Here is a 13,355-nt window from a genome sequence, read left to right as displayed (position 1 = left end):
CCTTCCGGAGCGGACGTCCCAGATGACGTCCCGGATGGGGCTGTCCCGGCGGGGCTGTCCCGAGCGGGGCCGGAGATCAGACGGAGAGGCTGCCGCGGATCTCGCGGAACAGCTTGCGGGCCATGGCCCCGGCGAAATCGGCATAGTCGGCGCAGGTCATGGCGAAGCAGCCCGGGCCGCCGATCACCTGTGCCTCGTAATGCGCCAGCAGGTCCGGCTCCTCGTTGAGCACCGCCAGCCCGTTCACCACCACGCCCGCCTCGACCGCGAGATCCCGCACCGGGCCGGAAGGGCGCCCGGCATTGCCGGCCCCGTCGCCCGAAACATCGAGCACCAGCCGTTCCGCCTTGGCCGGGAAACCCGCCAGCCGCACCAGCCCGGCCGCCATGCCCTCGCCGAGCGCGGTGGCCCCCGGCGGCGGCAAACGGGGAGAGTTGTCGATCGCGTCGGCCAGGGCGGTGGCGGAGGCCGCATCGGTCACGGGCATCCAGGGCACGGCCAGGGCCTGGGCCCCGGGGCCGGACCATTGCAGCAGCGTCACCGCCACCGCACCACGCGGCCCGGAGGTCGCGGCGGCAACCAGCGCCTCCTGCCGCCAGGCTGCGGCCAAGCCGCCCATCATCAGCCCGAACTCGTCGAAATCCACCGAGGCGGACACATCGACCGCCAGGCAGAGCGCCAGATCCACATCCCGCATGGTGCCTCTTGGAGCATGGCGGCCTCCCCCGGGGAGGGCCGACAGGTGACCGATTGTAATAGGATGGAGAAAAATCCACTTTTGGCCTCGCTTTCCCGCCGCCTAACCCCCAGCTTGCGGGCCGGGGGCCGGTGAAGGCCGCCCCGAGGACCCCGGGAGGAGGAGCAGGCTTTCCCGCATGGATGGTGTTTCCGACGAGGCGGCCCTGCGGCCGCAGCGCCCCCTTCCACGCCCGGCCCCTCCACGCCCGCAGGTGGTGCCTCCCACGGCGGCGATCCCCATGAAGGCGCCCCCATCTCCCGCATCATCGCGGAGGTCGCAGCCGCCTGCCCGGGCGAGCGGATCACCCTGGGCGAGATGGCGGAAGCCTTCGGCGACCGCGCCTTCGGCCTGCTGATCCTGCTGCTCTGCCTGCCGGCGCTGCTGCCCGGCATGGCCAGCGTCTTCGGCCTGCCCATGCTGCTGCTCGGCCTCCAGATGGGCCTGGGCCGCCAGGTGCCGGCCCTGCCCGGCTTCCTGGCCCGGCGCTCGATCCGGCGGGCCGACCTTTTCCGCCTGTCCGGCGGCTCCTCCCGCTGGCTGAAGCGCTTCGAGGCCCGGCTGCATCCGCATGACGGCTGGTTCACCTCCCCGCCGGCGACCGGCTCGTCGGCTGGCTCACCGTGCTCTGCGCCGTGATGCTGATCCTGCCCGGCCCCGGCACCAACGGCCCCCCGGCCTTCGGCAACATCGTCATGGCCCTGGGTGTGGTGGAGCGGGACAACCGGCTGGTCGGCTGGGGTGTGGCTCTGACCGCGGCGGGCTGCCTCTTCGCGGCGGCGGTGCTCGTCACCATCTGCTGGCTCGGCTTCCAGGGCCTGTCCTGGATATTCTAGGCGGCGGGCCGCCTGCCCCCACCCCGCTCCGCCCTGCCGCGCACGCGGAGCCGGGCCGGGCGCATCCCGCTTCTCCATGGGGACGCCTTGGTCTAGAGGACCGCGCATGTTCGGTCTCGTCTTCTCACGCCGCTATGCCATGGGGCACCGCCTGCTGTCGGGCGGGTCGGAGAAATGCGCCGTGCCGCACGGGCACAACGAGACGGTGACGGTGCGGCTGGAGGCAGCCCGCCCGGCGCCGCTGGACGGCCATGCCAACATGGTCGAGCCCTTCGAGCGCGCGAAATCCCGCTGGCACCGCTGGATCGACGGGATGGTGGACCATGCCTTCCAGATCGCCGAGGGCGATCCGCTGCTGGCCTGGTTCCGTCAGAACGAGCCCCAGCGCCTGGGCCGGCTCCTGGTCACGCCGGGCGACCCGACCACCGAGATCCTGGCCTGCCTCTTCCTGAGCAAGCTGAACGCCTTCCTGGCGGAGGATGGCGGCCGGCTGCGCTGCGCCGGCATCCGGATCGAGGAAACGCCCACCAACACCGTCACCTTCGACGGCGACCCGCTGGCCTTCCTGCCCGCCACCGCCCTGGGTGGAGCGCCGCGCTGGTGGCAGCGGGCGGATGACAGCATCAACGACCTCACCATGCCCCTGCGGGCCGTGGCGGGCGCATGAGCTACACCGTCAAGGAGATCTTCGCGACCCTCCAGGGCGAAGGCGCGCAGGCCGGCCGGCCCTCGGTCTTCTGCCGCTTCGCCGGCTGCAACCTCTGGAGCGGGCGGGAGGAGGACCGTGCCACGGCGGTCTGCCAGTTCTGCGACACGGATTTCATCGGCATGGATGGCGAGGGCGGCGGGCGCTTCGCGGATGCCGAGGCCCTGGCCGCCGCGATCGAGGCCGCCTGGCCCGGCGGCGCCGCGCATCGCTACGTGGTCTTCACGGGGGGCGAGCCCCTGCTGCAACTCGACACTCCTCTGATCGCGGCGATGCATGCGCGGGGTTTCGAGATCGCGGTGGAAAGCAATGGGACGGTGGAGCCTCCAGAGGGGATCGACTGGCTCTGCATCAGCCCCAAGGCCGGCGCGCCACTCAAGGTCCGGCGCGGCTCCGAGCTGAAGCTCGTCTTTCCGCAGCCCTCGCTGATGCCCGATTCCCTGCCGCCGCTGGAATTCCGGTACTTCTACCTGCAGCCGATGGATGGCCCCGACCGGCTGGCCCATACCGAGGCGGCCGTGCGCTACTGCCTGGAACACCCACAATGGCGGCTGTCCCTGCAGACCCACAAGCTGATCGGCATTCCCTGATCCCTGGCCCTGATTCCTGGGCGCCGCATCCCTCTGGCCTGACGGAAGCCCGCCCTCACCCGGAATGGGGCGAGGGCGGGGCTGACCATGCCAGCCAGAAAGCTCAGTGCTTGGTTTCGGGCTCGTAGTGCCCGCACCAGTCGTCGTTGGAAACCTTGGGCCAGAGTCCATGGGCTTCGGCGCTGGGCTGCGTCACCGGCGGGTTGTAGCGGCAGAGACCCAGTTTCTCGCCTTCCTTCGGCGCACTCTGATGCGGCATGTACAGATCGAAGAAGCTGCACTTCTCGCAAGCGGCGTGGTTCATCGAGGCTGCTGACATCCTTAGGCCCTCCAGGTTGCGATTGATGCGGCGTGGCCCACGCCACGCGTTCCAGGACAGGCTCATCCTGTTCCTCGCAATGAAGGAATAACAATCCCGAAGAACAGTCGCTTCCTTCACAAGAACAAGACCGAAAGACGAGAATGAGAATTTCTTTCATTCCGCGTTTTATTCGGTATCATCCCAGCCACCTGCCAAGCTGCGCCCGATGACAACCGCCGCCCGGCGCCTCCAAAGCGGCCCGGGAGCGATCGGCGCCGGACAGCGGGAAGCATGCCACACTCCAACCCAAGGTTGATTTTATAAATCATTCAGATCCTGGGGTTGAAGTTTCCATTGTGATACAATTCTCAGGCTTGCCGCATCCTGCGGCTTGGGAACGATCATGATTGAAACCCTGAAGGAATTCACCTTCGAGGCCGCGCACCAGCTCCCCCCTTCTCGGGGCTGCATGGGCATTCCTTCCTGGTACAGGTCTTCCTGCGGGGTGAGCCGGACCCGGTCTATGGCTGGTCGCATAACCTCTACGAGGTGGAGCAGGTGGTGGAGAAGGTGCGGCTGAAGGTCGACCACACCTACCTGAACGATATCGAGGGGCTGGAACATCCCAGCCTGGAGAATGTGGCGCGCTGGATCTGGAACCAGCTCGCCAGCGATCTGGAGGGGCTGGACCGCGTCACGGTGCGGCGGGGTCCCGACGGCCTGGCGGAAGGCTGCACCTATTCCGGCCGGCCCGGCATCGAGGGAGGAAATCGGGCGGAATATACAACCTGAGAGAGTGATCATTCCACCCAAATCACGTATGCTTGCTAAAATGGCCTTGGGCGCCCGCTTGTGGAGAGGACAACGATGGACGATCGGCTGACGCGACGGTCCATGACAAGGCTCCTGGCGGGCCTGACGGGCGGCGTGCTGACCGGCGCCGCCGGTCCGCTCGGGTCGCCGTCCTCCAAGCCTGTGCTGACGGTCTCGGGCAAGATCAAGGTCTTCAACGACGGCGATCTGGCCCGGCTCGACCGCCCGATGCTGGAGGCCATGGGCATGGCCAGCATCGTGACCCAGACCCCCTGGTACGAGCAGCCGGTGCGCTTCGAGGGCGTGCCGATGGCCCGGCTGATGGAGGAGCTGGGCGCCTTCGGCACCGCGGTGCAGGCCATGGCCCTCAACGAGTATACGACCGAGCTGCCGATGGAGGATTTCTCGCGCTTCGGCACGCTGCTCGCCTTCAAGCGGGACGGCAACTACATGCCGGTCAGCGACAAGGGCCCCTTCTTCATCGTCTATCCCTATGACAGCAATCCCGATCTCCGTGCACAGCGCTACTACGGGCGCTCCGCCTGGCAGGTGACGCGACTGATCGTCAAGTAACCTCCCGATGGCGCCTGCCGCCGACCCTCCCGCGCTCCCGGCATCGATCACCCTGCCGGCCTGGGCCTCCCGTACGCGATCCGTGCTGCTGGCGGCCACGATCCTGCTGATCGGCGCGGCCTTCTACCTGTCCATCCTGATCGTCCAGCGCCAGCAGGCGCTGGAGAACGTGTCGCGCTACAACCTCACCTGGCTGGTGACCCAGTCCGTGCCGGAGCTGAACCGGCTGCAGACCATGGTGGCCCTCTACGCCCTGCCCGACGGGGACCGGGACGAGGAACAGGTCCAGCTCTGGCTCGACATCTTCAAGAACCGGCTGCAGCTCTTCGGCAATGGCGAGGCGCGGGAGTTCTTCGACCGGCGCCCCGATCTGGCGGCGAACATCGCGAAGGCGCATGACGTCACCGCCCGGGTCCAGGGCCTGCTGCCCCGGCTGGGCGAGGCCGGCATCCCGCAGGAGGTGCTCCGCCTGCTGGGGCCGCTCAACCAGGATCTGCTGCAGATCTCGGCGGCGGCCTATGGGGACAGTTCCGAGCGCAACGCTCAGGACCTGCGCGACCTGACGGTGCTGCACTGGACCTTCTCGGGTGTCCTCCTCGGCCTGATCCTGTGCTCCCTGGGCCTCGTCGGCTTCCTGCTCGGCAACAACCGGCTGCTGCGGCAGACCCATGCGCGGATGCAGGCGCTGGTGTCCGACCTCAGCCACAACCAGCAGGAGCTGATCGAGGCCAAGGAGAACGTGCAGGAGGCAATGCTGGAGGCGCAGGCGCAGAACGAGGTCCTGCAGCAGCGCGACCGCGACCTCCACATGCAGAACACGCGCTTCGATGCCGCGCTGAACAACATGTCGCAGGGCCTCTGCATGGTGGATTCGGCGCAGCGGCTGATCGTCTGCAATGTCCGCTTCCTTGATCTCTTCGACATCCCACCCGCCTCGGTGCAGCAAGGCATGGGGGCGGAGGAGCTGTTCCGCCTCGCCGGCCATCAGCGTTCGGGGCGTGATCTGGCACAGCTCAGCCTGGACGAGCACCGCCGCCTCTCGAAAGAGCAGCAGCGCGCCGAGCTGGTGGTGGAGGTTCCAGGGGGCCGTGCCCTGGAGGTGACACAGGAGCCGATGCCGGATGGCGGCTGGATCGCCACCTATGACGACATCACCGAGCGCCGGCGCACCGAGGCCAGCATCCGCTTCATGGCGCATCACGACATGCTCACGCGCCTGCCCAACCGGCACCTTTTCCGCAGCCAAGTGAAGGAGGCGCTCCAGGACCTGCGGCCCGGACGTGACGAGATCGCCGTGCTCTGCCTCGACCTCGACCAGTTCAAGCTGGTGAACGACACGCTGGGCCATCCGGCCGGCGATGCCCTGCTGGAACTGGTGGGCCAGCGCCTGCAGGGCTGCCTGCGCTCCACGGAGGTCGTGGCGCGGCTGAGCGGCGACGAATTCGCCGTGCTGCACCGCTCGCCCGACCAGCCGCATCAGGCGGAACTCCTCGCCCAGCGCGTCATCGAGGTGATCGGCGCACCCTATAGCCTTTCCGGGCGGGTCGTGGTGGTGGGCGTGAGCATCGGCATCGCCGCGGCGCAGAACAACCAGATCACGCCTGACCAGCTTCTCAGCAAGGCCGACCTCGCCCTCTATCGCGCCAAGGAATCCGGCCGCGGCACCTACCGCATCTTCGAGGATGCGATGGAGGCCGAGATCCATGAGCGCGCCCTGCTGGAGGCCGACCTGCGCACGGCCCTGGCGCAGGAGCAGCTGACCCTCTTCTACCAGCCGATCTTCGACCTGGAGAGTGGCCAGCTCAATGGCTTCGAAACCCTGCTGCGCTGGCGCCACCCGCAGCGCGGCCCGATCTCGCCGGCGCAGTTCATCCCCCTGGCGGAGGAGATGGGCCTCATCGTGCCCATCGGCGAATGGGTGCTGCGCCGCGCCTGTGCCGAGGCGATGCGCTGGCCGGACCCGATCCGGGTGGCGGTGAACCTGTCGGCCCTCCAGTTTCAGCGCGGGGACATCGTGCAGGCCGTCCGCACGGCGCTGGAAACCTCCAGCCTGCCGCCGCGCCGGCTGGAGCTGGAGATCACGGAATCCGCGCTTTTGCAGGACAACGAGCGCGTCACGGCGATCCTGCGCCAGTTCCGCGACCTCGGCATCAGCACGGCGCTGGACGATTTCGGGACGGGCTATTCCTCGCTCAGCTACCTGCGCAGCTTCGCCTTCGACAAGATCAAGATCGACCAGTCCTTCGTGCGGGAGATGTCGGTGCGGCCGGACTCCCTGGCGATCGTCAACTCAATCGCCGCCCTGGCGCATACGCTGGGCATGACCACCACGGCGGAGGGGATCGAACGCCCGGACCAGTTGCAGCAGCTCCGCGAGGCCGGCTGCACCCAGGGCCAGGGCTTCCTGCTGGGCAAGCCCAGCGATCCGACCCAGCTCGCGCGCTGGATGCCCGTCCTGGCGGCAAGCTGACCGGGGCCGTCACCGCCCCGCCATGGCCAGCAGCAGGTCCAGGCCCCGTGCATGGCCGAGCACGGCAGCCTTCTCCGCCCGGGACAGGGCCGGCAACACATCCTCCAGCCCTTCTGCCTCCTCCACCCGCGCCATGCCCATCAGCAGCGCGGGATCGAGCGGATCGAGCCGCGGGCGGCGCGGCGGCGGCAGCATCCGGCGATGCGCCTCGGCCAGGACCGGATCGCCGGCCAGGCGGTGGACAGCCTCGGCGGGCGCGGCGGGCCGGTCCCGCCATTCGCGGAACAGCGCGTTGGCACGCTCCAGCACGGCGGGGGCCTGCCGCTCCTCGGGGATCAGCAGCAGCCCCAGGCGGCGCAGCGCCTCCCCGCCCCACGCCGCGCCGTCCAGCCCGCCAGCGGCACCGCCAGGGCGAGGCCGAGGACCACCGGCAGCATCCAGAGCGCCAGATAGGGCGAGACCAGCCAGGCGGCCGCGCCGAAGAGCAGGCCGAACACGGTATGCCGCCAGTAGAGCCGCAGCACCTCGCGATAGGGCAGGCTGCCATCCTCGCGCTGCTGCGCGTTCCAGCCGCTGTCCCGGCCGAGCAGGATGGAGGCCACGTCCACCGACTGGGTGAGCATGGTGACCGGCGCCAGCAGCCCTGCGATCACTGTTTCCACCAGCATGCTGACAAAGGCGCGGATGGCCCCGCCGCAGCCGCGCCGTTCCGCCGGACGGAAGAGCAGCGCGATCCAGGCGAGCAGCTTGGGCACCAGCAGCAGTCCCATCGTGCCGATGAAGACCCACATGGCGCGCACCGGGTCCACCACCGGCCAGTCGGGAAAAAGGCTGGGACCGGAGGGGAAATACTCCGGCCGGATGAAGCGCGCCTGGAGTGAGGTCAGGATGCCCACCACCAGGAAGAGGAACCAGAGCGGCGCGGTGATGTAGGAGCCGATGCCCGTCAGCAGGTGCAGCCGGCTGACCCAGTGCAGGCCCCGCGCCGGCAGCACCGCCATGTGCTGCAGGTTCCCCTGCGCCCAGCGCCGGTCGCGGATGGCGAGGTCGGTCAGCGAGGGCGGGCTTTCCTCATAGGACCCGCGGAGCGAGGGCACCATGTGGATCGCCCAGCCGCCGCGCCGCATCAGCGCCGCCTCGACGAAGTCATGGCTCAGGATATGGCCGCCGAAGGGCTTGCGCCCCCGCAGCTGCGGCAGGCCCGCCTGTTCCGCGAAGGCGCGGGTGCGGATCATGGCGTTGTGGCCCCAGTAGTTACCCTCGGTGCCATGCCACCAGGCGATGCCCTCGGCGATCAGCGGCCCGTAGACCCGCCCCGCGAACTGCTGCATCCGCGCGAAGAGCGAGCGGCCGTTGACGATCACAGGCAGGGTCTGGATCAGCCCGACATCCTCGTGCCGCTCCATCGCGGCGGCGAGACGCACCAGCGTCTCCCCCTCCATGACGCTGTCGGCATCGAGGATCAGCATCTGGGGATAGGCGCCGCCGAAACGCGTTACCCATTCGGCGATGTTTCCCGACTTGCGCTCGGTGTTCTTCGGGCGGCGGCGGTAGAAGATGCGCTCGTGGTCCCCGGTGCGGTCGCGCAGTGCCAGGAAGGCCGCTTCCTCCGCCACCCAGGCATCGGCGTCGGTGGTGTCGCTCAGGATGAAGATGTCGAAATGCCCGCCCGCCCCCAGCGCCGCCAGGGATTCGTGCATCGCCTGCAAGGCCGCCATCACCCGGTCCGGCGCCTCGTTATAGACGGGCATCAGCAGCGCCGTACGGCCGCGCAGCTCCGGCAGCGGGTCGCGCGCGGAGATGCCGAGCCGCCGGTCCGGACCGGCCAGCATGCGGAAGAATCCCGCCAGGGCGGAGGTGAAGCTGAGCGCCACCCAGGCGAAGAGCACGAGGAAGAGCAGGAAAAGCACGATCTGCAACGTGGTCGGCCGGCTGAGGTCGAGCACGAGATACATCTCCCGCCCACCGAGCGCCGTCAGCGCGACGGCGCCCCCGATCACCAGCAGCCGGCGCAGCGCCATGAGGCGGGGGGCGGAGGGACGACCGGACGGCCCGCCCGGCGGCGCGGGGCCGCGCAGGTCCTGCACCGGCATGGCGAGCGGCGCCTCGGACGGCAGGGCATGCCAGCCGGGGTCGGCGGGATGGGGCTGGCGCGGCGTGTCCGCCGTCACGCCGTCCATCGGTACACCCAGCTTTCCGCCAGCGGCTCGTCGCCCAGGCGCAGCACGGCGCGCAGTTCCACCTGCGTCTCGCCGCCCGGCTCCAGCTCGAAGGAGACACGCCAGCCCCCGGTCTCGCCATTGGGCTGCGCCACGGGGTTGCGGATCTGCCCCTTGTCGGAGGTGACCTCCAGCGCCGGCTTCGCCTCGGCGGGCAGTGAATCCAGCTTGCCGCCCGCCATGCCGATGACGAAGAGCCGCGCGTTCCGGTTGTTGATCCCGGCGCCGACGCGGGTGTCCGTCACCCGCCCCAGCTCCGGCCGGCCCGTCCATTGCGGCAGCCAGTGCAGGCGATAGACGAAGCCGTATTCCCCCTTGGCCTTCAGCGGCTCCTTCGGCCGCCAGGCCATGACGATGTTGTCGTGGATCTCGGAACTGGTCGGGATCTCGACGAGCTGCACCGCGCCCTCGCCCCAGTCGCCGATCGGCTCCACCCAGGCGCTCGGGCGGCGCTCGTAGCGCGCCTCCAGGTCGTCGAAATTGGTGAAGGCGCGCTTGCGCTGCATCAGCCCGAAGCCGCGCGGGTTCACATCGCCGAAATAGCTCACCTGCAGGTCACGCGGATTGTGCAGCGGCCGCCAGATCTGCTCGCCCCGGCCGGACAGCATCATCAGCCCGTCGGAATCATGCACGGCGGGGCGGTAGTCATCGACGCCGCCCCGGTCATTGGCGGCGAACCAGAACATGCTGGTCAGCGGCGCGATGCCGGCGGCGGCGATGTCCACGCGCGGGAAGATCGTGGCCTCCGTGTCGAAGACCGTGTCCGCGCCCGGGCGGATGGTGAAGCGGTAGGAGGCCGCGGCGCTCTGGCTGTCGAGCAGGGCCCAGACGGTGACCGAGTTCACCCCCGGCCGGGGCCGTTCCACCCAGAAGGCCCGGAAGAAGGGGAATTCCTCGCCCGAGGGCTCCGCCGTCTTGAGGGCGAGGCCGCGCGCCGAAAGGCCGTAGATCAGGTCCTTGGCCACGGCGCGGAAATAGGAGGCGCCGAGGAAGGCGCAGACCTCGTCGAAATAGTCCGGCCGGTTGATCGGCGCATGCAGGCGGAAGCCGGCGAAGCCGAGATCGGCGGGCCTGGGCGGCTCCAGGTTCTGGAAGCTGAACAGGTCCGGGCTGTAGAGGATGCGCTGCGCCCTGCCCTCCGCGACCTCGTACATCTCCACCCGCTGCTTGTAGAGGAAGCCGCGGTGGAAGAGCTGCATCTGGAAAGGCAGCCCGCCATCGCGCCACCAGGCACGCTGCGGGTTGAAACGGATGTCGCGGTACTTGTCGTAGGTCAGGGCGGCCAGTTCGCGCGGCAGGTCGCTGTCCGGCGCGCGGAAGGGCTTGGCGGCGAGGTCCCGCGCCATGCTCCGCACGGAATTGCCGTCGAAGGGCGCCGGGGCATCGGATGGCTGGCCCCCGCCGGAAGAGGTCTGGGCCGAGGCGTCATGCGCCGCCCCGGCAAGGGCGAACGCGGCGGGAATCGTGGCGAGCAGGTCGCGGCGGAGCACCGGCACCTCCGAAAAAACAGGAACGCGTCAGCCGGGTCCCGCCCTTCGCAGGGGAGGGATGGCCCGGCCCACCATCCGCAACGAATGGTGGCAGATGGCCCGCCCGGCACAGGCGGGGCGGGATGGGTTGCTAACGGCTTAGATCGCGGGGTTTTGGCAAGGGTTGGGCGAATTCGTGACACATCACGAAAGAGCGTTGTCCGTTAATGATTCTGCCCTGGAATCCACAGGACATCGCGTGCCCCGTCCTCATTCAGGTGGCGCGCCATAACGAAGAGGTGATCAGACATCCGGTTCAGATAGCGCAGCGCCGCCGGATTCAGAACCTCCTGGCTGGCGAGCTGCACGAATTCGCGCTCCGCCCGCCGTGCCACGGTGCGCGCCAGATGGGCCTGCGCCGCCCCCGGCGTGCCGCCGGGCAGGATGAAGGAGCGTAGCGGCGGGATCGCGGCGTTCATGGCCGCCACCTCCGCCTCCAGCCGGGCGCATTGCCGGTCGCTGATCCGCAGCCGGCCGGGATCGGCGCCGGGCACGGCAAGATCGGCGCCCAGATCGAAGAGGTCGTTCTGCAGGCGGGCCAGCATGGCATCCGCCTCCCGCAGCCTGCCCGTGTGCAGCCGGACCAGGCCCAGGCAGGCATTCAGCTCATCCACCGTGCCGATCACGGCGATCCGCAGCGCATCCTTGCGGAGCCGCGTGCCATCGCCCAGCGAGGTTTCCCCGCCATCGCCGCCGCGCGTGGTGATGACGTCGAGCTTCACCATGAGGGCTTCTCCAGGGTCAGTGGGCCCAGAATCAGTGGGCTTCATCGAAATAGACGGAGGTGTTGTAGCTCGACCAGACCGGGCGGCCATCGCGCAGGGCGGGGGTGAAGCGGCAGCGCTTGATCCGCGTCCGGGCCCAGTCGTCCAGCGCGGGGAAGCCGCTGCTCACTGCTACCCTGGCCTCCACCACCCGGCCATCGTCGGACAGGCGCAGCCGCAGCCCGACGAAACCCGCATTGTGGTGCCCGGCCCCGCCCGGCGGCAGGCCGATGGCTTCGGCGCAGCCCGCAGCGGGCATGGCCGGGCCACGGCTTTCCCCGGAATGCCCCCGCTGCCGGCGCCGAGCCGCAGGCCGCCCACAGAGGCATCGAGCGCCAGCTTCGCCTGCCCCGGATCGGGCGACGGCGCGGCCTGGGCGGGCGGTTGCGGCGGCGCGGGACGGCGCTGCGGCGGGCTGGGCGGCGGTGGCGGCAGGGGCAGGTCGTCCAGGGGCTTCGGTGAGGTCCCCACCGCCGGGACCGGCGAGGTCACGGGCACCGGCGCATCAGGAGGCGGCAGGGGGAGGTTCCCCGTCTCCATGGCAGGCGGGGCCTCCATGCCGGGCGCCGGGGCGGCCTGGGCCAGGGGCGGCACGGGCGCGGCGTCTGGGGTTGGCGGCACGGGCGGGGTCTCCGGCGCCTCGGGCGGGGCCGCCGCCACCGGGGGTGGCAGTTCGGCGAGGCGCGGGGCGCTGCTGCCCTCCCCCTCCCCGACCCAGACCAGGGGGATGCCGGTCATCCGCACCGGCTCATGCACCGCCTCCGGCGTCAGCAGCCCCAGCAGCGCCGCCAGCGCGATGCCATGCAGCAGCAGCGAAAGCGGCGGCGCCCAAATGGGGACGTCCGCGGGGAGGCAGGCCGGGGAACGGCCGGCAGCCCGGCGTGGAGGCCGTCCCCCCGGACGCAACGCCCAGGCGGTCCGTCCCGGCAGGGGGCGCAGCGCCCTCATAACGCGGAACCGGCGCCTCTCAGCACACCCGGCTCACAGCACCACGACGCCGCTGTGCTTGGCCTTCCCATCCGGCTCGACATGGATCGAGATCACCACATTGCCGAGTTCCTGCTTCAGCGTGCCCTCGATCCGGTCGCAGATGCCATGCGCCTCGTCCACCGACATGCCGCCGGGCACCACGAGGTGGAAGTCGATGAAGGTGAAGCGCCCGGCCCGGCGGGTGCGCAGGTCATGCGCCTCCAGTGCCCCGGTCGCGTTGGTGGAGACATGCTCGCGGATCTGCGCCACCAGTTCCGGCGGCGCCGCCTCGTCCATCAGGCCGCCCACGCTTTCCCGCAGCAGGCGCAGGCCGGAAAAGAGGATCATCACCGCCGTCACCCCCGCCATCAGCGGATCGAGCCAGAGCAGCCCCGTCACCGTCACCAGCGCCACGCCGATCACCACGCCGACCGAGGTGACGACATCTGCCATCAGGTAGTGCGAATCAGCCACCAGGGCGGGTGAGCTCAGTTGCTTGCCCCGCCGGCGCAGGATCGTCGCCCAGATCACGTTCACCACCGCCGCGGCGGTGGAAAGGGCGAGGCCGATCACCGGCTGGTCCGGGGCGCGCGGATTCTGCCAGGCGGCCCAGACCTCCTGCAGGATCAGGGTCGCGGCGACCACGATCAGCGCCCCCTCCAGCACGGCGGAGAAGTATTCCACCTTGGCATGGCCGTAGGGGTGGTTGTCATCCGCCGGCATGGCCGAATAGCGCACGGCCAGCAGCGCCGCCGAGGCGGCGGCCACGTTCACCACCGTCTCCAGCATCTCCGCGAAGAAGGCGGTGCTGCCCGTGAGCCACCAGGCCGTCCCCTTCAGGGACAGCAC

11 protein-coding genes and 2 pseudogenes are annotated in these 13,355 nt (G+C 69.8%); 6 read left to right on the top strand and 7 right to left on the bottom strand.

What is annotated here, in order from left to right; all coding sequences use genetic code 11:
* Nucleotides 1-76 precede the first annotated feature (76 nt).
* The gene (locus MVG78_RS08935; RefSeq protein WP_247560106.1) at nt 77-697 is read right to left on the bottom strand and encodes a DUF1194 domain-containing protein; all 621 of its coding nucleotides are present in this window, start codon (nt 695-697) and stop codon (nt 77-79) included.
* Nucleotides 698-991: 294 nt separating this feature from the next.
* On the opposite strand from MVG78_RS08935, the pseudogene MVG78_RS22030 reads away from it, so the two are divergent.
* The 3 genes and pseudogenes from MVG78_RS22030 to queE all read left to right on the top strand — a co-directional run bounded on the left by MVG78_RS22030 (nt 992) and on the right by queE (nt 2,868).
* Nucleotides 992-1,572 (top strand): annotated as a pseudogene (locus tag MVG78_RS22030) (exopolysaccharide biosynthesis protein).
* A gap of 106 nt (nt 1,573-1,678) precedes the next feature.
* A complete protein-coding gene (locus MVG78_RS08920; RefSeq protein ID WP_247560101.1) occupies nt 1,679-2,239 on the top strand; it encodes a 6-pyruvoyl trahydropterin synthase family protein in 561 nt (186 codons plus the stop codon).
* Nucleotides 2,236-2,868 (top strand): 7-carboxy-7-deazaguanine synthase, encoded by a 633-nt coding sequence (gene queE, locus MVG78_RS08915; protein WP_247560099.1) that lies wholly within the window; start codon nt 2,236-2,238, stop codon nt 2,866-2,868. Before MVG78_RS08920 ends, queE begins: the two co-directional genes overlap by 4 nt.
* Nucleotides 2,869-2,971: 103 nt before the next feature.
* On the opposite strand, the gene MVG78_RS08910 is transcribed toward queE, so the two are convergent.
* Nucleotides 2,972-3,127, bottom strand: coding sequence for a hypothetical protein (locus MVG78_RS08910; protein WP_247560097.1), 156 nt, complete (start codon nt 3,125-3,127; stop codon nt 2,972-2,974).
* A 465-nt stretch (nt 3,128-3,592) separates the two neighbouring features.
* On the opposite strand from MVG78_RS08910, the gene MVG78_RS08905 reads away from it, so the two are divergent.
* The 3 genes from MVG78_RS08905 to MVG78_RS08895 all read left to right on the top strand — a co-directional run bounded on the left by MVG78_RS08905 (nt 3,593) and on the right by MVG78_RS08895 (nt 7,025).
* Complete coding sequence (locus MVG78_RS08905) at nt 3,593-3,961, top strand: 6-pyruvoyl trahydropterin synthase family protein (RefSeq protein ID WP_345892881.1); 369 nt, start codon at nt 3,593-3,595, stop codon at nt 3,959-3,961.
* Between the two features lie 75 nt (nt 3,962-4,036).
* Nucleotides 4,037-4,555, top strand: a complete 519-nt coding sequence (locus MVG78_RS08900; protein ID WP_247560095.1) for a putative pterin-binding protein — start codon at nt 4,037-4,039, stop codon at nt 4,553-4,555.
* A gap of 7 nt (nt 4,556-4,562) precedes the next feature.
* Nucleotides 4,563-7,025 carry a putative bifunctional diguanylate cyclase/phosphodiesterase gene (locus MVG78_RS08895; protein ID WP_247560093.1) on the top strand — a complete coding sequence of 821 codons (2,463 nt, stop codon included), beginning with the start codon at nt 4,563-4,565 and terminating at the stop codon, nt 7,023-7,025.
* Nucleotides 7,026-7,034: 9 nt separating this feature from the next.
* On the opposite strand, the pseudogene mdoH reads toward MVG78_RS08895, so the two are convergent.
* The 5 genes and pseudogenes from mdoH to MVG78_RS08870 form a co-directional block, all read right to left on the bottom strand.
* Nucleotides 7,035-9,205: pseudogene (gene mdoH, locus MVG78_RS08890) on the bottom strand (glucans biosynthesis glucosyltransferase MdoH).
* A complete protein-coding gene (locus MVG78_RS08885; protein WP_247560091.1) occupies nt 9,193-10,734 on the bottom strand; it encodes an OpgD/OpgG family glucan biosynthesis protein in 1,542 nt (513 codons plus the stop codon). Before MVG78_RS08885 ends, mdoH begins: the two are co-directional and overlap by 13 nt.
* A 203-nt stretch (nt 10,735-10,937) precedes the next feature.
* Nucleotides 10,938-11,498 (bottom strand): cob(I)yrinic acid a,c-diamide adenosyltransferase, encoded by a 561-nt coding sequence (locus MVG78_RS08880; RefSeq protein ID WP_247560090.1) that lies wholly within the window; start codon nt 11,496-11,498, stop codon nt 10,938-10,940.
* A gap of 31 nt (nt 11,499-11,529) precedes the next feature.
* A complete protein-coding gene (locus tag MVG78_RS08875) occupies nt 11,530-11,796 on the bottom strand; it encodes an energy transducer TonB (RefSeq protein ID WP_247560088.1) in 267 nt (88 codons plus the stop codon).
* 722 nt (nt 11,797-12,518) lie between these two features.
* Nucleotides 12,519-13,355 carry a cation diffusion facilitator family transporter gene (locus MVG78_RS08870; protein WP_247560086.1) on the bottom strand — a complete coding sequence of 279 codons (837 nt, stop codon included), beginning with the start codon at nt 13,353-13,355 and terminating at the stop codon, nt 12,519-12,521.

The organism is Roseomonas gilardii subsp. gilardii (assembly GCF_023078375.1).
In the GTDB taxonomy this organism is placed as follows: domain Bacteria; phylum Pseudomonadota; class Alphaproteobacteria; order Acetobacterales; family Acetobacteraceae; genus Roseomonas; species Roseomonas gilardii.
Note: the sequence above shows the minus strand (reverse complement) of the source record. Positions and strands in the feature narration are given on the sequence as shown.